Origin of the sequence: Kribbella solani, assembly GCF_014205295.1 — a bacterium.
In the GTDB taxonomy this organism is placed as follows: domain Bacteria; phylum Actinomycetota; class Actinomycetes; order Propionibacteriales; family Kribbellaceae; genus Kribbella; species Kribbella solani.
Genome location: NZ_JACHNF010000001.1, coordinates 3,543,067 through 3,562,825, shown reverse-complemented (window position 1 = coordinate 3,562,825; position 19,759 = coordinate 3,543,067). Strand labels below are relative to the sequence as shown.

The following is a 19,759-nucleotide window of genomic DNA, read 5'->3' as shown; positions in this document are numbered from 1 at the left end:
GAGGGGAGTCGCGCCATCGGCACGGTGTTCAGTGAGTCGGCTTCGTCCAACCGACGCAGCGAGCCATTCCGGGCCCAATCCGATGATCATCGGGTACGGCGATGCTGCTTCCTGCGATCGCATCGCGGGGTGTAGGGGATCTAATTCGCGTCGTCGACTGGCGCTCAGGAGCCGGGGCTCGAATAGTGCCGAGATTGTCGAGTGAAGAACGCAATTCCCGCTGCCAAGCACGACACTCCTGCCGCCGGGCTGAGCCACCCTAACCATGCGGGAAACCACAGTGATTCTACCCGGCCCGTGACCATGGCGGCTGGAATCCACGCGACGAAGGCCAAAGGCACCAGGATTGTGAACAGGATGGATCCGGCCATACCGAAGACCTGCAACGGAAAATTCCCGTAGGTCCCAAAGATAGCGTCGATCAGACCCGTCAGAGACTGCGTGTTCTGCAGTCGAAACGCCAGAGCGCCGCGAGCGAGTTGGAGACCACCCTCCAACATTCCCCCAGCAGCGATCGCGATGACAAGCCAAAGAGCGAGCAGCGGATGCCAAGCTATTGTGGCTTGGGGCAGGGCCAGGGCCAGGATCGCACCGGCAATGATCACGTCGCCAAATTGCTGCAGATTGAAGCGGCGCATCAGGAGTTGCAAGAAGGGATTTGCCGGACGTAGCAGGTAGCGATCGAACTCACCTGAGTGCACAACGAGGTCGACATCGATCATCCTGCGGAAGAAGAAGGCGTACACGCTGTGACTCGCCATGCGGATTGCGAATAGCACCATCATTTCGGCCGGAGTCCATCCGGCGAATGAACCGAACGCGTGAAGCAGGACTCCAATGAAGATAAGCTGCCCAGCGTTGAAGGCCAGCGCGCCGACGATCGAGATGAAGAGATTAGCTTTGTGTTCAAGCTCGATTAACCACGCCACACGAAGCAGGATGCAGAAGTCGCGGAGCAGATTAGCCACCGTTGATCACCACCTTGCGCAAGGCACGCCAAGTTATCAAGGCGACGATCGCTGCGGTGGCCGCCAACCAGCAGACCTGTGCCGCAAGGACGCCCCAGAGCCCGCCGAGCGGCACCTGCCCGTGCCAGAGTTGCAGCGGCGCAAAGACCTGCAATCCGAAGGGCAGCGCATCGAGAAGTGGACGGAGCGACGCCGGGATGAACCACAGCGGAACCAGAGCTCCGGAGGCAAAGCTGGCGATGGCGCGGTAGACGTAGAACGGTCCGCGAGTGTCAGTCGTCCAGAATGCTACCATCGATACCGCGAGATTCAGCATTGTGGCGAGCAGCCAGCCGAGCGCACTGGTGAGAAGGAATCCAAGCATTGCACCGGCGGTCGCTGGCGGTGTCAGCCCGCCCAGGGCAAATGCGATAGCCAGGCCGGCAATGGCTCCTGGGATCGCGCCCACAACTCCTCCGACGGACTGCAGGAGGCTCTGTCCCACAATGCCAAGGGGACGGATGAGGTCCGTCGCAATGGTTCCCTCGTGCACCCGCCCGGGGATCGACGAAATTTGCCAGGGTAGTGCGACGTGCCATAGCAGCATTGCGGTCACTGCATAGCTGACTGCGTCGGCCGCGCTAATGCCTGCGACGTGGCTGCGACCGGAATAGACGGCACGCCACACGGTCACGAGCAGGACTGCTTGGAATGCGACCGAAACCGTCGACAGCGCGACGTTCGCCCTAAAGAACAGCGCGTTCTTGGCGCCAAGCCGGATCATCGACCACGGCATGACCCAACTAGGTCGTTGGGTGCTGCCGGCCCGAGGCGCCTCGATCACCTTGCGGCCTCGGCATAGATCAGGCGAACAACATCTTCCAATTTGGGTTCGTTCACGTGCAGATCAGCGATCTCGGTCGCCGAGATGGCCTGCGCGATCACGGCTGCGGCACTGGTCTGTTCGGGGTCGAAGCGAAGTGAGATTGTTCCATCCGGGTTCTCGAGCCGATCAGCTCGCTCCGCTCGGATCAGCGTCCTGCCCGCGCCCTCTGCTGGAGTGATCACCACCTCTCGGAAAGGCAGATATCGGCGTTTCAAAGCGCTGAGATTACCATCGTAAACAACGCGGCCACGGTCGATCAGCACAATGCGCTTGCACAGTTGCTCGATGTCGTCCATGTCGTGCGTGGTGATCATCACCGTGGTGGAATGTGCCCGGTTCTGCTCCGCAATAAAGTCACGAAGGGCTTGTTTCGCGACAACGTCCAGTCCCACCGTGGGCTCGTCGAGGTAAAGGACCTGAGGGCGATGGAGCATTGCGCCGGCAAGATCCCCGCGCATCCGTTGCCCCAACGACAATGACCGGATCGGTGTGTCCAGGAAGTCCTTGAGTTGCAGTACCTCGTTGAACTCGTCGATCCGCGAGGCGTACTCTACTGCGCTGATCCGATAGAGGTCGCGAATGGTTTCCAGCGACACGCGAAGGGGCAGGTCGAACCATAATTGGGTCTTTTGCCCGAAAACAACCCCTATGTTGTGGGCATGCTTCTTGCGATCCTTCCAAGGCACGACACCGTCGACCCTCACCGTGCCCGAGGTGGGTACGACGATACCGGTGAGCATCTTGATTGTGGTGGACTTGCCGGCACCGTTAGCGCCCAAGTAGCCGACCATCTCCCCGCGATCGACTGTGAAACCAACCCGGTCGACCGCTCGCACCATGCGCGTCGGGGCCCACAGTTGCCGGACACCAGCGAGTCGACCAGTTGTCGGCTGCGGCTTTCGGAAGTCCTTGCTCAGCTCGGCGACCTCAATTATTGGCACACTGCCCAATCTAGAGCAGCGGGAGATCAGCGGCAGCTCCAGCAGAGCGTCTCTTCACACGATGGCTCTGGATCAGCCTGCCCCGCCCGAGGTACTCGACGCATTCCAGGGCGGTGATCGGTGGCCTGCACCATGTGCTTAGGGCCGGGGTGTGGGACAGCGCGTCCGCGGTCGGTCAGCCGCGCAACGGGCGGCTGCAGTTAACCGAGGCGATGATTGTCTTGCGCGGGACTCTGGGAGTACGGATCGCCTAATGCAGTCGGGCCGACACCCCTGGCCAAGGGCCTGGTCGAGTCGGTCAACCCCTAGCTGGAGGCTCGTTCCTGCGCGGCCGTTGTTTCTTCGCCGGCGGACTTCAACTCCCAGCTCGCCGCCTTGCCGATGCGCGCCAACCAGCGCCAGCATGGCCGACTGGGATGCCGCTCGATCGACCGTTCGGACACCGACCGGTGCTGAGGTTCGTGCTTCGGCCCGCAGCATGAGCAGATCCCTGGCACGACATGCTCGGAGAATTGTTGATGGCCATCCGCGCGCACGCAGCTGACAAAGCCGGGCGCCACTTGCCGAAGCCCTCCTGGATCTCTCTTGGGTTCTAGGGGTCGTCGCAACACCTCAGTTTGAGGGGTGCGATGGATTTCAGGATTCGCGGAGGCCGCAGGGTGCCTCAAGGTCGGAAGAAGCTGGTTCGTGAGCGGGCGGAATACTTCCGGCTCGTGGACCAGGGGTATGGCAATAAGGAAGCCTCGCGGCTGGTGGGTGTGAACGAACGCACTGGTCGTGTGTGGCGCAACGGACGGCCTGAAGGTCGTGTGATGAGGTCTCGGCTGCCGGCACGCAGGATGCCGGTGGCCGGGGCCTCTTCGCGGTTCTTGAGCGAGGACGAGCGGATCGTGATCGCTGACCGGCGCCGGGCCGGCCTGGGGGTACGGACGATCGCGGCGGGGCTGGGCAGATCGCCCTCGACGGTCAGCCGCGAACTGCGGCGCAATGCGCATCCGGGTAGCGGTGACTACCGGCCACACGCGGCCCAAGATCGCGCTGACGGCCGCCGGCCGCGCCCTAAGCGCGGCAAGATCGCTGCCTGCGCCGAGTTGCGTGAGGTGGTGCAGGGGTGGCTGGGTCTGGAATGGAGCCCTGAGCAGATCAGCCGTAGTCTGCGCCGCACCTACGCCGACCGGCGGAGATGCAGGTGTCGCACGAAACGATCTACCAAGCCCTCTACGTCCAGGGCCGCGGTGAGCTACGCCGTGAGCTCGCCGTCGCGTTGCGCACCGGCCGCGTCTACCGCAAACCCCGGCGGCGCTCCGATCAGCGCCAGCCGAGGTTCACCACCGCGATGGTCATGATCAGCGACCGGCCCGCCGAGGCCGACGACCGCGCCGTCCCCGGCCACTGGGAAGGCGATCTGATCATCGGCAAAGACCAGAAATCCCAGATCGGCACCCTGGTCGAGCGCGCCACCCGCTACGTCCTACTGGTCCACCTCCCCGGCAACCGTGAGGCCGAGACCGTCCGCGACGCACTCCTGGCCACCGCAGCCACCCTGCCCACACACCTGAAACGCTCCCTGACCTGGGACCAGGGCTCCGAGATGGCCCTGCACCACCAGTTCTCATTGGCCGCCGACCTCCCGGTCTACTTCTGCGATCCCCACTCACCCTGGCAGCGCGGCTCGAACGAGAACACCAACGGCCTGCTGCGCCAGTACTTCCCCAAAGGCACCGACCTATCAGTCCACACCGCCGACCACCTCGCCGCCATCGCCGCACGACTCAACGGCCGACCACGCAAAACGCTCGACTGGGAAACCCCAGCCGAGCGTCTCGCTAAGCTCCTGGCCACAGCCAGCTAATTCACATGTGTTGCAACAACCCCTTGAAACCGCCTCTGATCCGGGAGGGCTCCTTTCTTGCTGGGCCTGCACGCTACTGGTTGGCCGGCCAGCTCGAGAACGTGACCAGTGCCGAGACCCGGCTCGGGGACGCAACACGGCTCTCGGAGCCACGTGTGTCCATCCCGCTACGCCCGCCAAGCAGCGTGTCGTCGTGGGTGCCTCCGGGCGTGGAGTTGACGGCGCTGTCAGCTGACCCGTCCGAGCGGCCCTCAGCCGGCCGGGGCAGGAACTGCGGTGTTCGACGGCTGCTTCAGTGCCGGCTCCTGATCGTTGTCCGACACGAAGGCGAGGAATCGCGCGCCGAGTGAGGTCGCGAATGTCCGATCGTCCGACTCCTCCATCCCGAGGTCGTCGAGCGAGCTGAACGTCAGAGCCAGCCGAGCCTGGCTCAGGTCATAGACCAGAAGGTCTCTGAACTCCAGGTTGGCGGCGATCTCCGGGGCCACCATCTCGAAGACCTTGCCCATCATGACCATCTCGATATGGATATTGAAACGTGCCGGGCGCTGATCGGCCGGCAACTGCCGGAGCGCTCCGCCCGGGGATTGCAGGAACCGCAACATGACGATGTGCGACGGGGTCAGTTCATCGATCAACCGGAAGAAGCGGGCCTGCTCATCGTCGGCCGGCGCGCCTGGCGCTACGGAATTCACCACGGCGTTGCGCAGAGCATCCAGCTTCTCCTGCTGATAGGTCGCCAGGGCGATCCGTCCGGCCTTCACGACCGCGGTGAAGAGGACGTCGCTGTCCGCGAACGCCTTGTTCCACTCGATGAGCTGGTTGATCGCGGCGACCACGGTCTGTTCCCAGGCGTCGCGGCGCTTGTTGAGGCCGCGGTCGGCCATCATCTCGAAAGCAGTGGTGAGGACCCCACCGACAAAGGGGAGAGGTACGGCGGAACCGCCGGCACCAGCAACGAGTTTGGCAGCCGTGTCCATCTTGCCTGCTTTGGGCGGTTCCGCGATCGGGGCCGGGTTGTCGAGATCTCCCGTCGCGGCTACGTTCGCCAGCTCACCGCCGGGTGGTTCGTGCATCGTCATGCAGGGGAGTCTCGCGCACCTCGGCTTGAAGGCGCCAGGTTCGACACCGCACCGTCCCTGGCTCACGGACGTTGCGGTTCGTGCTGGCCAGCCCGGGCCTGCCCGCCGGCGGGCCTCGCGCCTCGACGCCATGCGGGCGGGCGGCTACGCCCGCCGGTGACTCCGGGCCGGGGCTGGCGACATGAGCAGTTTGCCCTCATCCGCACGGGCGCGTTCGGAGTTATCCACAGGAGTGCGATCGAAGGCTTGCCCGTGTTGCGCCTGCAGCTGCTCGGCCGGTGCCGGCGGTGAGCCTGTCTCCCCGCGGGCAAGTATCTCTTCGACCGCTGCGAGATCCTCGGCGCGGTCTGGACGGCGTCCAGAGCGGTACCGCTGATGCCGTCGAGTACGCAATCTGCTAGGCGCAAACGTGGCGGTCGTCTGGCCGTGCGGAGCTTCGCCAGCTAGCCGGCCGACCACTCGGCCCGCCAGTCAGGGTGCCGGTGGCGGTACGCGGTGGCCAGGTCGACCAGTACCGCGCGCAGCACCGGTGCTTCGGCGGCGCCGGCGTCACGCGCTTCGCCGTACCGGGCAAGCACGAGCCGAATCGCTGCCAGCTGAGCCCGGATGTCTTGCGCATATCGCACGAGTGCGGCACCGAGCGGCTGCCGATGATACTCGTTCGCTTCGGTCTCGACCTGGCGTTCCCAGCCGCTGACCTGGCTGCACAGGAACTCGAGCAGCGGATCACCAAGCGGTGTTGGCAGAGGCGGTTCCGGTGTCGCGAAGTTCAGCTCGATCCATGACTGCGGCTGGCCGAGCACGCGCTGAACATCCCCGACACCTCGACTCGTCATCACATTATTAGAATATATGTTCCCTTAGGGTCGGACCCTGCAGCCGGGCTGCATGGTATGTCTCAGGACATAGGTGACAGTTCTGCATCAAGTGACGGTTCTGCATCAGGACATCGGTGACGATTCGGGGGTCTTGGCGTGGGCCGCAGGCCTTGGTCCTTGACCTTCGGTCGCTGAGCTTGGTCGGGCTCGTCTTCGGCTGCTGGCGGCGGGCTCGACGGCGCCGAGCGGCACCGCCGGTGCAGTCCTGTCGCAGATCGCGTAGAACGTCAATGACGTGGACCGAGCCGAACTAACGTCTACGCCACCGAAATGCCGAGACAGCTTGCTGATCGCGAGGACGTCATCATCCCGGCCGGGGCCATCGCGAAGACTTCCGCCGGCGAGCTGGACATTCCCACTGAAGCCAGACCCGGGACCTGGGGGGCGATGCGACAGGTCTGCTCTTGCCTGCCCCCGTGTCAGGTGCAGGCCGTGACATTAATACCTGACCAGAATCAGCGGGGCGTACCGCATCAGAAGGCGCTTGACGCCCTGTTCCCCAAATCGGACATCAGCCTGCAACTTCTGCCCGGCCCCGCGGAGTTGGTCGGTCGACTTGATTCGTTCCGGATCCGACTGACGGAAGTTGTCGAACGCGTCGACTCGTGGGATCAGGTCGCTGACACCTTCACCGACGCCGCCGCCGTACCGCTGCTGACCGTCCACCGAAGCAAGGGACTCGAGTACCACACCGTGTTCCTCGTCGGGATGGACGACGATCAGTGGTGGGCACACGCCCGCGACACGATCGGGTCGACAATGGCGTTCTTCGTAGGCGTGTCGCGAGCCGCGGAGCGACTGATCTTCACCCAGTGCGACGCTCGCGGTTCGAACAACCGGATCGCCGACCTGTACCAGATACTCAACGAAGCTGGCGTTGAGCTTCTGCGCTTCGAGTAAGCCGTGTTGTTCGGCATACGCGCGACGCGTCAAGATGCCCATCGGGAGCGATGAGCTCGCCCTTCGACCATGTGCCTCGTTGGATCGGCTGAGCGGGATCGACCCCGCGGATCGCCTCCGGTGAGCGACGGCTTGAGTGTCGTACTGCACGTCGAGGTCGAGAGCATCCGCTGCCTCTTTCTCGTCATCGATCGCTCCGCGCGACACCTGTTGGAGGCACCGTCCCGATCGTCGAACCTGTTGGATCCGTCGTCGAACCCGCTGCAGCGTGGACCACCATGTACGAACAGAGTTTGGGTTCTACGTACCGTGACGACTCCGGCGGGCTGCGGCGGATCTAGGCGCTCGCTGCATGCTAGTCGCCTGTCAGTACTTGTTCGAGGAGTTCGCGACGTGTGTAGGTCCAGTCGGTCGACCAGGTCCGGTCTGGTTCGCAGCCGCGCGGCAGAGCGCGGACCTTCTCGCCGATCATCTCTTGGACGACGAACAGTTCGGGTGCCTGTCCGGTTCCTCTGCATTCGCGGCAATGGACGAGCTTCGATGTGAACGCTGCTCCGCCGAGGCAGACTGGGCACACGACGAGGTCGCCCAGGATGTCTAGGCCGAGGGTATCCGCGAGGTTTCCAGGTCCAGTGCCGCCGTACCCCCATTCGAACTGGCCGCGAGCACGCGACTCGCCGTCGCGCAGAAGACGTTTGCTGCCGCCGGGTTCTTCGACCAGCACCAGAGTTGCGCTCCCTCTCAGTCCGCGGTAAGTCAGCTCAGCGAAGCGTGGGTCGGACATCATGCGCCGAAGGCGTCCGGCGAACGGAGGTACGCGGCGAGGGAAGATCGCTGTTCGCTGCGGCTCCGCCGACCAGTCGATTCGTCGGGCAACGATTCCAGTTCGTCGAGGAACCGTGACCACGTTTCCTCGTTGTCACCGCCGTACCCCTGCACGATGGATGCCGGCGTGTGCACGTGCAAGTCCCAGATGCGCCCAGGTCGCACCGCGCCCAGTTGATGTGTCTGACCCCGCCATGTGATTTCCTCCCCACCGGGCTCGTACACCACCGGCCCCGGGGATAGGTTAACCGCTGAAGTCACCAGGAGTACGCAGTCAGTCGCCGTGTCTCGGCACAAGGACTTCCGCGTCGAGGCCGCCGATGTCGCCTCGCTGGCACCGCGCCGGGGAGGACATATCGCCGACGGTGCGGTATCGCACCACGCGCCGTTCCACTGCCTCGCCCTGGCGCGGCTGCGAGTTAGGACCGACGGCAAGTAACATCCCGTCGCGCTCGAACACGTCCCGCTCGTGGGCGTAGTAGATCGTCGGCAGCGAGATCTGCTCATGCTCGATGTAGTTCCAGATGTCCAGCTCGGTCCAGTTGGACAGCGGGAACACCCGGACGTGCTCGCCCGGTAGGTGTCTGCCGTTGTAGAGCGACCACAGTTCGGGCGCTGGTTCCGCGGGTCCCACTGGCCGAATTCGTCGCGCAGGCTGAAGATCCGCTCTTTGGCCCGGGCCCGCTCCTCGTCCCGCCTGCCGCCGCCGAACACCGCGTCGAACCGGTGCGCATTGATCGCGTCCAGCAAAGGAACCGTCTGCAATGGGTTCCGGGTGCCGTCCGATCGCTCACGCAGCCGGCCGTCGGCGATGTAGTCCTCGACGCTGGCCACCTCGAGCCGCAGCCCGAGCTTCCGCACCACCGCGCCCCGGTACGCCAGTACCTCGGGGAAGTTGTGGCCGGTGTCGACGTGCAGCAACCTGAACAGCACACCCGCCGGCGCGAACGCCTTCCGAGCCAGGTGCAGCATCACGATCGAGGTCTTGCCACCGGAGAACAGGATCACCGGCCGCTCGAACTCCGCCGCCACCTCGCGGAACACGAAGATCGACTCGCTCTCCAGCGCATCGCGCCAACCGCCGGCTGCCAGCAATTCTCAGGCCAGGCCACGAGAGTGCAGGTAGCTCGTCAACCTCGTCACCGACTGCACGAGTCCATCCTGATCGGTCTTGAGGAGCACTTCCGGATCGGTTGGCTCCTCGTATAACCCGGTGGTGCCCGCAGTCAGACGGGAACGCGACACCGTCACCTCGTCGTGCGACGACCGGTCGCACAGCGAACTCTCAAGAGGTAGTGTCGCATCGCGTGTAAGCAATCGACTACGTCGATGCAAGCTGGCCGCTCCGTGGCCCACCCGAGGCCGTGCGTTCGCGACGAAGGTCGTCGACTATTGACTGCGCTCAGGTCGAAAAGAGGCCGTGGCATTGCGGTCTTCTGTGATGTCGGCACCGGTCGGGGCACGGACCAAGTCTTATCGAGTGTCCAGTCCGAAGAGATTCGCCAGTTCGCGGGGACTGAGTCGTGGAGCGGTAGCGTCGAGGGTTGGGAGGAAGTGGTCTGCGTAGCGTCGCTTGTTGGTGTGCTTCGCTGCGATGTGCTCCTCGATGCTATGGGCGTGGAAGAGGTGATGGACCTTGACATCGCGGCGTTGGCCCATTCGATGGACCCGGTCACTGGCTTGGTCTTCCTTGGCGGGGCTCCATGTGCGGTCATAGTGGACGACATGGTTGGGCCGGACGAGATCGAGTCCAACGCCGCCGCTACCGACGGTGACAACGAGGACTCTGGCTTGCTCGCTCTTGATCGCTATGAGCGCCTTGCGTTTGGCTGATGGTGAGACTGATCCGTGGTAGAGGAAGCTCTCGAGTCCGATGCCGGCGAGGTATGCGTTGATGAGGTTCGCCATCACAGCGTAGGGGGTGAAGACCAACGCACTCTCACCACGCCGCGTCGCGTCGGTGAGAATCTCGCCCAGCCGCGCCAGCTTGGGAGCTTCGATGGCAGCCCCACGGGGGTCGGTGGCAATGCTTGAGGCAGGGTCGCCTCGATATTGTGCGGGACTGTTGCACACCTGGCGGCATGCTTCTATAAGTCTGAGGAGCGCCACTCCGCTCAGCCGGAGTGACTTGGAAAGGCTGAACTGGTTCTCGGTGTCGATGCCTAGCGCCTCCAGCAGGGAACGTTGCATGTCGGAGAATCCGATACGGTGCATGAAATCTTGGCGGGCTGGCAAGCCCGGGAGGATGGTGGGGTCTGTCTTTGTCCGACGGAGCATTACGAGGCTCATCATCTGATGTATTCGCTGGCGGTGTGGTTGCTCGCCCTCAGTGCCGGCGAGCTGTCGCAGCGGTGAAACGAATCTTGATTCGAATCGCGGTTGCGTCCCGAACAGGCCTGGGTTGAGGAATTCCAGGATCGCCCACAGCTCTCGGGGATGGTTCTCCAGTGGCGTGCCGGATAGGGCAAGCCGGAGCGTTGAGCGGATACGTCGGATGGCCTGGACGGCTTTGGTCTTGGGATTCTTGATCCTTTGAGCCTCATCTGCGATGACCAGACCCCAACGGTTTGCCGCGAGCTCCTCCTGGTCGCGCACAAGTGTGCCGTAGGTCGTGATGACGACTCCGCTGAACGACGGCGGGATGCGGCGGTCGCGTCCCCAGTATGCGAGAACCTGCAAGTCTGGCATCAGCGCTGCTGCATCGTCGCACCACTTCTGTACGAGGCCGCCGGCAGAGCATACGACCAGCGTCGGACGGTCGTGGTCCGGGCGGGCGGGTGATCGATGGAATCCAAGTGCGGAGATGGTCTTGCCGACTCCCATATCGTCGGCCAGCAGACCGTTGATGCCGAACCTGCTGATCCGCTCGAGCCAGTAGACCGCATGCCGTTGGTGTTTGTGGAGACCGCACAGGTAATCAGGGATGCTGGTGTCTCTCCGGTCGTCCTCGTCGGCAGACTGCGCGAGCTTGTCCAGCAGGTATGCCAGCCCGTCGGTCGGTGTGCAGGCATAGGCCCGGCCATCGATCTCCATGACGCCGAGCTGGGCTTGCAGGGCCCCGGAAGCGCGCTCGACGGGATTCATCTGTGGATGGCGCGCCTTCTGGCGCGTCCAGTCGTCGACAAGAACCCAGCGGTTGCGAAGCTGAACGAACGGCATGACTGCGTGAGAAAGCAAGATCATCTCGTCGTCAGTGACCAAGTCGCCATCGAGAGTCAATTGCCATCGTCGATCGAGCAGCTGGGATAGACCGAGTGACCCGTCTGGCTCAGGGGCGAACGTCGGCGGTCCTACGAGTACCCGCGGCTTGAGCCTGGTCAGCCAGCCTCCGCGCCATTCGACGCTGACGCCGAGATCCGCAAGGTCATCAGAGACGCGACCTCGCAGCGCTGCGACGTAGTCGAGCCCGATCAAGAGCGAGCCGGGCCTGTACTGGTTGCCGAGGGCACGGAGCGGGGGAAACCGTCTCCCTGCGTGCCGGAGCAAGCATCGAACCCGAAGACGTAGCCGCGGATCGTTGATGGGGCGTTCGGCGACCCCGCGCCAAACGTCGTCTGCTGCCACAGTCTTTCCGGACCCGTTGCGGAAGAGGAGCACAGCGTGCACCGGTGACTGCTCGGAGATGAAGTCCGGAGCATCTATGCGAAGAATCAACTCAGACTGCAGAATCCCCTCGCTCCCAGCCTCGAGGTCGTCCGTCCAGTCCTGCAGGTTGTCGTTCACGCTCGACGTCATCAGGCGAGGGAGAGCGAACTGATGTCTCGCGCACCATTGTTCGACGTCCGATGCAAGGTGCTCGACTGTCGCGTCGACAAACTCACGAACGGTCTCGGCGCCGTTGGCCAGCTCGGGTGTTCCCGAGACGTTCCGCATGCAGCTCGGCAGACGTTCAAGGTTCCGCCCCCACTGCAGGAGTTGTTTGTCTTGGCTTCCGGTCAGTGGGCCGACTCGCCAGCTTGGCCGTTGGTCCGTGTAGACATGTGCCTCGCGGATAGTCGGTACGACGCAGCCCTCGGCTACCCACGTCGCCGCGGCTTGTGCGATTTCGGCCAGCAGCTGCGCCGATTGCGCCCATCCGGCTTGATCCGTAGCGGCAACCAGAAGCGGTACGGCTTCTGAAAGATCGACACGCAAGCCGTCCAGGGTTTCGGTAGGTTGACCTGGTCGGAGAATCGTGCGCTGCACACGATGCCGTCGAGATCGCACGCCGATCGTGGCGAGGTCGCGGTCCATGGACTTCCGGTCCGGCGGCAAGAGAAGCAGCTGGGCATTGGATGGGCACACCTCTACGTCGTACAAGAGGTCCCAGTGCTTCGACAGCAGGACCTTCAGGGCGTCGAGCTGATCGCCGAGATGTACGGCTGTCACCGCACGGTTGCTGCTCCAGAGTCGCGGGACACCGGCCGGCTCGGACCGAGTGTTGTCAGCACAGGAGTTCGGCTCCGGAGCCTCGGCGCCGCTGAGCTTCGCCAGCAGGCTCACGTGCGCAAAGTGTTCGGCAGCGCGGCGCGTCTTGCCGGATCGCCAGTCGCCAGTCATCAGTGTGTTCGCCAGCTGCAGGGACACCTGAGCTTGGATCGTTTGGCCATGCGTGCGCGTTGTCACGAGCGGTTGTGGCAGCTTGGCCACCTGGACATGTTCAGCGACGACGCTCGTTGCGAGCGCAGGTCTGGCCACGAGCCAGTCAAGTACCTCGCGTCTGATGACCGCAGTCCAGTGCCCAGAGAGGCCTTGCAGCAGCACCAAACGCATCTGGGTAACCGTGAGCTGATCCGCAGTCATTGCGCCGCGCAGGCTGACCGCAGTGTCGCGTGTAAATCTCCTACTCCGCAAGACATCCCGCATCCATGCGGGGAGTCGCTCAGGCATGGGTCTCCTTCGACAACCCGTCCAGCACTGCCCTACAGTGCTGCCGTTTGTGATCAATCACACACGGAGGGTACAACACGGTGTCTATCACTGATCCGCTGGCTGACGGCGACGATGCCCGCGAGGGCAGATACGCATCCGGTCTGCGATGGGACGGAGAAACGCCACACGACCCACGCGGCTATTGGTGCCGAAGCTGCGGCCGTCGTGAAGAAGGGACGTTCGTCCCGGGCGGGTGGTACACGATTCATCGGGCCTTGGGTTCCGAGCAGATGCAGCGACGTCTTGGACTCTTCTGCAGTCTGGTCTGCCTCATGCGCGCACATCGGCAGTTGCAAGCCGCGGCCGCGCTCCATGCTGAAGACCTGGGCCTTCCTGCCGACGACGCGGCTATCCTCGACTCCTTGTTCGAGCAGGCGCACCGTCACGTCATCGGAGACGGGATGAGCGTCCGCGATGTCGGTGACATGCTTGGCCTGCCGACGGGCGTAATTCGGAACTGGTTCAAGTCAGCTGGCATCGCCATCGATGCGCCTCGCATGGGCGCTGTCTCTCGCGCACAGTCAGCGCCGACTCAGACGATCACTGGCTTTCTGCGAACCCGCCGGACCTCCTCGCCGATTTCGGCCGTCCACGAGCTCGCTCAGGCCGGTCATCTGGCGCCGCCCGAATGGTCGCACAGCAGAACCGGCCCGGCACATCGCCCAGCTTTCACCTGTGTGCTTGCAGTCCGAAGGTCCGAGGACGACAAGCGGGTGGAAGCAACCGCGACCGAGTCTTCAAAGCGAGCGGCGCAGACCGATGCCGCGGACATTGTGCTGACCATGCTGCGAGAACTCGACCGGGAACGGTAGCGAACCCAGCCCACCCGCGAGAAGATTTCGTTCGAGCCGGGTCGTGCTCGTGCGGAATCGCTCGCTGCGGCTTGAGCCGGTCGCCCACAGCATAGGCCAGCCGTGGACCGTCCCCTGCGACGATGCTGGTGTATGCCCCCCGGAACAGCTGCGTGGGCCTCACAGGCTGGGAACGCTTGCTCGGCTCCGGCTGGATCGTTGACCACCACGATCGCCTAGCCGTGCCTGCTGGTGCCTCATGGCTCGACGAGGCGGCAGACCAACTTCTTCGTCCCGTAGATGACGACTGGGCGGCCTACGGCCGACGATGACCTCGGTATTGCAACAGTGCTTTGTGGACTGCCTTGCTTCCATGCTCAATGTGACGAACGGGCGGCTCACTCGTGCGACGATGATGGCCAGAGCGGGTGGGCCGGGACAGACGGGCCTTCTCTCCGGGCCCTGGAGATCGACCTCGGGGTTCTAGGTTCTCCGGATAGACATGATGCTCGGGCAGGTGAACCGAGTTCGGGTGACGGTTGGCGATCTTCGTGGGGCGGTTGAGGCTGAGCTTCGGCGGAGCTGGTCAGATGCGGCGTGGGTTCGGTGGCTTGATGCGGCTGCGGTGTTGCGAGATCAGTCGTTTCGTAACGTGGTGCTGATCAAGTTGCAGATGCCGGGTGCGGAGATGGTTGAGGGGCGGCAGGGTTGGCTGCGTAGAGGTCGGCGGATTGCTCGTGGTGCTTCTGGTATCCGGATTGTCGCCCCGGCGCTGGAGGCTGAGCGTTCGGTTGGGCCGGTGCAGGGTCATGCTGTGGCGACCGTGTGGGATGTCAGTCAAACCGACGGTCGGCCGATTGAGTCGTCCCCAGGTCGGCAGTCGCACGATGTGTTTGCTGCCTTGGAGCACGTGGCGGCTGCGGGAGGCTACCGCGTTGAACGGGGACGCCTGGCGCCAGGCGGCGGCGGTGCGGAGACCGTTCGTCGACAGGGTTTGATCGTTGTCGCGGATGATCTTGAGCTGCCTTTGGCGACGATGGGCTTGGCGTATGAGTTGGCTCATCTGAAGATGCATAAGGGTTCTCGTGATTCGGTCTGTCATGGTGTAGCGAGGCTGGAAGCGACGTCGGCTGCGTACGTGCTGCTCTCGCGCTTCGGGTGTCTGCCAGGGCGGCCATCGGCGGACCTGATGGCGAGGACGACGGGCATAGTTGGCAGGGCGTCGCCTGTTCGGCAGATTGAGACGTTGGGCGGCCGGGTTGTAGCCACGGCGAATCGTCTGTTCGCCGCCGCCGAGCTCTACCTGCCGGCGGATATTCCTCCTGCTAGTCCACAAGGCGCGTCTCGCCAGATTGGCATTGATTCATTCGTGGCAGAGTCAGCCGGCCAGGAGCTAGAGCCATGAAGTAGCAGGGCATCTGCTGTCTCTGAGTCCTGGATCCCTTGATCGCGGTTCTGGAGCTGGGCATCCGCCTCGATTGTCGGCTGTATGTATCTAGGTGGGCAGGGTTGTAAAGCTGGCGAGGCACAGGAGGCGACGGGGTCTCTGGGCGGCGCTGGGTGGAGTGTTCGGCAGGCCATTGAGTTGGTTGATGCTGCGATTGATGTGGTGGGTGGTCAGTTGGCTCGGTCGGCGGGGCTTTGGGCTGGGTCGTCGTCACCGTTTGATGAGCGTGAGCCGACTGTGGTGCGGCGTCGGCGTGCGTCGTCGATTTCGGCGAAGGAGTTGTTGGAACAGCAGGAGGTAGGGCGCGACATCGGTTTGATGTGATCGGTGTTGTGGGGTGGGGTCCTTGATGTTGGATTCCGGGTTCTGGTGGTTGGGGACTTGGGGTGGGCTTCGGAGCAGTCAGTGGGTGCTGCTTTGGAGGGTGTTGTGGGTGCTGAGGGGTTTGGGTTGTCGGCGGATGAGCGGCGGCGGGTGTTGGACGCGAATGCTGCAGCGGCGTGGTTCTTTCGGCGGGAGTTGCTTCGGGCAACTGGTGGTTGGCCGTTGGAGTATTTGAGGGCGCATGGGGCGGGGTCGGTGTTGTCGGCTGATTCGGTGTGGAAGGTTGGGTATGCGCCGCGGATGTGGTCGGGGTTGGTTGATCATTTGCGGCGGGAGGGGTTCGGGTACGCGACGCTGGCGAAGGCTGGGTTGATGGCCTGGAACGAGGTTGGGGATGCGGTTGATCGGCATCGTGATCGGTTGATGTTGGTGGCGCGTGATCGGCGGTTGGCGGCGGTGGGGTTTGTGGGGATCGGGCCGGATGGGGTGGCGCGGTCGGTGAGTCCGGTGACGGTGGTTCATCGGCCGGCGAATGTGTTGGTTGGGGTGGAGGAGCAGCGGGAGCTGCTTGCCAGCGGTGCGCATCCGGTGATTGTTGATGCGCCGGTGGATGCGATTGCGGTGTCGAATGCTGGGCGCGCGGCGGGTTGGCGGTGGGCTGGGATTCCGGTGTGTGGTGGTGGATTGTCGACTGCGCAGGCGAAGATGCTGCGGGAGTTCAGTACGAGTGACAAGGTGGTTGTCGTGCTGGGTGGGAGCCAGGCCGAGCGGAATCAGACAGCCGGCTACCTGCTGGACTTGGCGTTCTTCTTCGACAGGGTGCGGGCGGTTGAGGTGCCTCCTGGCGAATCGTTGGCTGGTATCGCGCAGCGGGATCTTGGCGCGGAGCGGGTGAATGAGTTGTTGCTGAGTTCGCGGCCGTTGATGACTTATCGGGCCACTGGTCGTGGGGTCTTTCCGGCCCGGGGCACCGATGTTGAGCCGCCGTTGCCAGGTCCAAGTTTGTGAGTTGTCGTGGGTTCCTGGATGTTGTGATCTGGGTTCGATAGCTGGTGTGTCGGCGGGACCTTCGAGACCGGAATTGTCTGGTTTTGTGGAGGTCTCAGTGAATGATCCCGGGTTTGCGATCACGGCGGAGGAGCGGCGTCGGTTGCTGGAGGCAAATGCTTCGGCGGCACGGTTCTTTCGGCAGGAGTTGCTGCGGGCGGGCGGTTGGCCTGTGCAGTACTTGAAGGATGCAGGTGTTGAGCAGGTGTTGGCTGCGGGTTCGATGTGGCGAGTGGGGTACGCGCCGGACACCGCGAACGGTGTGGTGGATCATTTACGGTCTGAGGGGTTCGGATCGTCGGCGATGGTTCGGGCCGGGTTGGCGATGTGGGTGGATGGTGAGCTGGTCGATCGTCATCGCGATCGGCTGATGCTGGTCGCGCGTGATGCGCGGTTGTCAGCGGTCGGGTTCGTCGGGGTTGAGCTGGGCGGGAAGGTTCAGTTCCTCAGTACGGGGATGGCGCTCCACCAGGCATCGAACGTTCTGGTGGGGATCGAGGAACAACTGGATCTTCTGCGTGGTGGTGCGACGCCGGTCTTGGTGGATGATCCGGTGGATGCGATCGCGGTGTCGGAGATGAGCCGGCGGTTGGATGGGCAGTGGGCTGGGATTCCGGTGGTCGGTGATGGCTTGTCGACTGCGCAGGCGCGGATGCTGCGGAAGTTCACGATGGGCGACAAGGTCGTTGTTCTGCTTCACGGTGATGAGCATCGGCAGAAGCTGACATCGGGGTACTTGCTTGATCTGGCGGTGTACTACGACCAGGTCCGTGCGGTCGCGTTGTCGTGTAGCCCGAGGGAGCTGGTGTCGTTCGAGGCGGGGCCACGGGCGTTGCAGGAGTTGTTGACGACGACGCGGCCGGCGCTGACGTATCGGATCGGCCACGCGGCCGCGGGCGTGGAGTACGAGCCGCCAGACCGCCAGCTGGACCTGTGAGCACGCGGCTGTACGAAGCTCATGCCGCGGCTGCCTCGTTCTACCGGCAACAACTCGTCGAGCATCACGATGGCTGGGCAGCGGCGCATCTTCGGGACCGTGGTCTGGGTGCACTCTTGGCCTGTGATTCGCAGTGGTGTGTCGGGTACGCGCCTGAGGGCTGGTCGCGTCTGGTTGGCCATATGCGTCGCGCAGGGTTCGATGACCAGGCGATCGTGAGGGCCGGGCTGGCTTCGGTGACGCGTAATGGCTATCTGGTTGATCGGTTCCGGGATCGGGTCGTGTTTGTTGCTCACGATCGCGAGCTGCGACCGGTGGGGTTTGTCGGTCGTGCCCGGGGTGCCCGGTTGAGATACCTGAACACGGCGAGGACCAAGATCTTCGCGAAGGCGCAGACGCTGGTCGGGCTCGATGCCCAGCTCGATCGGCTGCGTGCGGGTGCGATTCCGGTGTTTGTCGAGGGCGCAATGGATGCGCCGGCGGTCGGGCTCGCGGGTGATGACTGGGTCGGCGTGGCCTGCTGCGGTACGGCGATCACGCCCGAGCAGGCACGCATCGTACGAGCGCACTCCTGGACAGATGCGGTCATTGTCGCGTTGGACGGGGATGTCGGTGGGCGAGCTGGCGCCGTACGCAGCCTGCCGGTTCTGCGGGACGTGTTCGACGATGTGCTCTTCGCGCGGCTCCCTGACAAAGCAGACCCGGCCTCGCTCCATGTGGCCAACCCCAGACTTCTAGTTGATGTGCTGACGACTGCGAGGCCATTGGTCGAGTTCGCGATCGAGACCGAGCTTGCGAAGTGGAGCCGGGTTCTCGATCACGTCAGTGGTCAGGTGAACGCGGTGCGGGCGGTTGCGCCGCTGATCGCGAGTTTGCCGGCTGGGCGGGTTGCTGAGGAGGTCGCGCGGCTTGCGGCCGCGGTGCAGCTCGACGAGCAGATCGTGTCGAACGAGATCATCGCGGCGGCCGGCCGATGCAGCCGCGGACGGTCGCGGGGCCGACGGAGGCCGTCGCGGCCAGGCGGCGGAGTAGGCAATCCCCTCCTCGTACAGTCCAGCTCCGGGATCGACGGCGTGAGCGCGGCGCGTAGCCGTTCGAGATCGCCAGAGACGGACGCCGGTCATGCCTTCGATGCCGACGATGTGGACGGCGATCCGCGCGATATCTCTAGGAGTCCTTGAATGCGGAATCCGGGTTCTGGGTCGGGTGGTTCGCCGGGAGATTGTGGGTATGGACGTTGACCTGGAGGTACTGATCGCCGAGGCGGAGCGTTCGGGGTGGGCGGCGGGGCCGTCGCGCCGGCTGGCTGATGGGATCGAGGCCCGGATTGTCGTACCGCTGTCGCACCGGCTGCGAAGGGCGCTCGGTTCGGACGAGGCGGCGCAGATGGCGCGGGTGATCGCCTGGGAGCGCTGTATGGAGTTGGCGGTCGATCCGCCTGCTAGCGGGATGTCGTGGGGGTACCTGGCCAACTTGGTGCGGTGGCGGTTGCAGGATGCGGTACGGGCTGAGGTAGTTCGACGCCGGCGTCATCCGCTGACTTGGCGATTGCCAGACGCCGAGGCGGCGCAGTGGCCGATTCTCGGGTACCACCTGGAGCGGATCGCACTGGAACTGACAGCGGAGGGACTGGCGCCGTCTGTCGGCCGGCGCCTGATCAGGGCGGCTGCGGACGGGCCGCCGTTCTATCGCGCAGGCATTGTCGCTCGCGTACGCCTAGCCGGCGCGACGGGAGCGCAAGCGGACGGCTTGGCCTGGCTGCTGCGCGGCGGCGCCAGTCACATGTCGGCGTTGGCCAGGCTGGCGCTGGGGGAGTCTGCGGAGGTGGTCTTCGCTGACCCGGTCGTGCGGCGCTGGATTCGGGCCGTCGCCGGGCGTGACCAGCGGTTTTTCGGCGGATCAAGCCGTCGCGGCCACCGCCGGACGGCCGGCGTCGAGTGGCTGGCTGCTGCCTGACGACCCGCCTGACGAAAAGTTGCCCGGCCTGAACC

The 19,759-nt window shown here is 64.1% G+C and carries 15 protein-coding genes and 2 pseudogenes; 7 read left to right on the top strand and 10 right to left on the bottom strand.

The genetic code is table 11. The features are described 5' to 3' along the window. Positions 1 to 164: 164 nt before the first annotated feature. Genes HDA44_RS16010 through HDA44_RS16000 form a run of 3 tightly spaced genes read right to left on the bottom strand, consistent with a single transcriptional unit; the run spans position 165 to position 2,774 of the window. Positions 165 to 968: an ABC-2 family transporter protein gene (locus HDA44_RS16010; RefSeq protein WP_184835185.1), complete on the bottom strand. Its 804-nt coding sequence runs from the start codon at positions 966 to 968 to the stop codon at positions 165 to 167. After that, positions 961 to 1,743 (bottom strand): ABC transporter permease, encoded by a 783-nt coding sequence (locus tag HDA44_RS16005; RefSeq protein ID WP_184835183.1) that lies wholly within the window; start codon positions 1,741 to 1,743, stop codon positions 961 to 963. The genes HDA44_RS16010 and HDA44_RS16005 overlap by 8 nt, the downstream gene beginning before the upstream one ends. 44 nt (positions 1,744 to 1,787) lie before the next feature. Continuing rightward, entirely contained in the window at positions 1,788 to 2,774 is a 987-nt protein-coding gene (locus HDA44_RS16000) for an ATP-binding cassette domain-containing protein (RefSeq protein WP_184835181.1), read from the bottom strand. 629 nt (positions 2,775 to 3,403) lie between these two features. Between HDA44_RS16000 and HDA44_RS15995 the strand changes: the two are divergent. Continuing rightward, positions 3,404 to 4,626: pseudogene (locus tag HDA44_RS15995) on the top strand (IS30 family transposase). A gap of 251 nt (positions 4,627 to 4,877) precedes the next feature. Here the strand turns inward: HDA44_RS15995 and HDA44_RS15990 are convergent. After that, the gene (locus HDA44_RS15990) at positions 4,878 to 5,708 is read right to left on the bottom strand and encodes a hypothetical protein (RefSeq protein WP_184835179.1); all 831 of its coding nucleotides are present in this window, start codon (positions 5,706 to 5,708) and stop codon (positions 4,878 to 4,880) included. A 443-nt stretch (positions 5,709 to 6,151) separates the two neighbouring features. After that, on the bottom strand, positions 6,152 to 6,544 hold the full coding sequence (locus tag HDA44_RS15985; protein ID WP_184835177.1) for a hypothetical protein: 393 nt from the start codon (positions 6,542 to 6,544) through the stop codon (positions 6,152 to 6,154). Positions 6,545 to 6,856: 312 nt separating this feature from the next. Between HDA44_RS15985 and HDA44_RS15980 the strand changes: the two genes are divergently transcribed. After that, on the top strand, positions 6,857 to 7,486 hold the full coding sequence (locus tag HDA44_RS15980; RefSeq protein WP_184835175.1) for a 3'-5' exonuclease: 630 nt from the start codon (positions 6,857 to 6,859) through the stop codon (positions 7,484 to 7,486). A 355-nt stretch (positions 7,487 to 7,841) separates the two neighbouring features. Here the strand turns inward: HDA44_RS15980 and HDA44_RS15975 are convergent, their stop codons facing one another. The 4 genes and pseudogenes from HDA44_RS15975 to HDA44_RS15960 form a co-directional block, all read right to left on the bottom strand. Further along, positions 7,842 to 8,210, bottom strand: a complete 369-nt coding sequence (locus HDA44_RS15975; RefSeq protein WP_184835173.1) for a hypothetical protein — start codon at positions 8,208 to 8,210, stop codon at positions 7,842 to 7,844. 59 nt (positions 8,211 to 8,269) lie between these two features. After that, on the bottom strand, positions 8,270 to 8,476 hold the full coding sequence (locus tag HDA44_RS39090) for a hypothetical protein (RefSeq protein WP_184835171.1): 207 nt from the start codon (positions 8,474 to 8,476) through the stop codon (positions 8,270 to 8,272). A 184-nt stretch (positions 8,477 to 8,660) separates the two neighbouring features. After that, positions 8,661 to 9,403 (bottom strand): annotated as a pseudogene (cysD, locus tag HDA44_RS15965) (sulfate adenylyltransferase subunit CysD); the annotation flags it as partial. Positions 9,404 to 9,784: 381 nt separating this feature from the next. Continuing rightward, positions 9,785 to 13,063, bottom strand: coding sequence for a DEAD/DEAH box helicase (locus HDA44_RS15960; protein ID WP_184835169.1), 3,279 nt, complete (start codon positions 13,061 to 13,063; stop codon positions 9,785 to 9,787). 197 nt (positions 13,064 to 13,260) lie between these two features. Between HDA44_RS15960 and HDA44_RS38550 the strand changes: the two genes are divergently transcribed. Then, a complete protein-coding gene (locus tag HDA44_RS38550; protein WP_184835167.1) occupies positions 13,261 to 14,034 on the top strand; it encodes a putative dsRNA-binding protein in 774 nt (257 codons plus the stop codon). A 565-nt stretch (positions 14,035 to 14,599) separates the two neighbouring features. Here HDA44_RS38550 and HDA44_RS15950 read toward each other — a convergent pair. Next, positions 14,600 to 15,076, bottom strand: a complete 477-nt coding sequence (locus HDA44_RS15950) for a hypothetical protein (protein WP_184835165.1) — start codon at positions 15,074 to 15,076, stop codon at positions 14,600 to 14,602. Positions 15,077 to 15,787: 711 nt separating this feature from the next. On the opposite strand from HDA44_RS15950, the gene HDA44_RS15945 reads away from it, so the two are divergent. Genes HDA44_RS15945 through HDA44_RS15930 form a run of 4 tightly spaced genes read left to right on the top strand, consistent with a single transcriptional unit; the run spans position 15,788 to position 19,724 of the window. Further along, positions 15,788 to 16,792, top strand: a complete 1,005-nt coding sequence (locus HDA44_RS15945) for a hypothetical protein (protein ID WP_337906037.1) — start codon at positions 15,788 to 15,790, stop codon at positions 16,790 to 16,792. Further along, the gene (locus HDA44_RS15940) at positions 16,758 to 17,768 is read left to right on the top strand and encodes a hypothetical protein (protein WP_337906036.1); all 1,011 of its coding nucleotides are present in this window, start codon (positions 16,758 to 16,760) and stop codon (positions 17,766 to 17,768) included. Before HDA44_RS15945 ends, HDA44_RS15940 begins: the two co-directional genes overlap by 35 nt. Next, complete coding sequence (locus HDA44_RS15935; RefSeq protein ID WP_184835160.1) at positions 17,765 to 18,949, top strand: toprim domain-containing protein; 1,185 nt, start codon at positions 17,765 to 17,767, stop codon at positions 18,947 to 18,949. The genes HDA44_RS15940 and HDA44_RS15935 overlap by 4 nt, the downstream gene beginning before the upstream one ends. Before the next feature lie 49 nt (positions 18,950 to 18,998). Beyond that, positions 18,999 to 19,724: a hypothetical protein gene (locus tag HDA44_RS15930; protein ID WP_184835158.1), complete on the top strand. Its 726-nt coding sequence runs from the start codon at positions 18,999 to 19,001 to the stop codon at positions 19,722 to 19,724. Positions 19,725 to 19,759 lie beyond the last annotated feature (35 nt).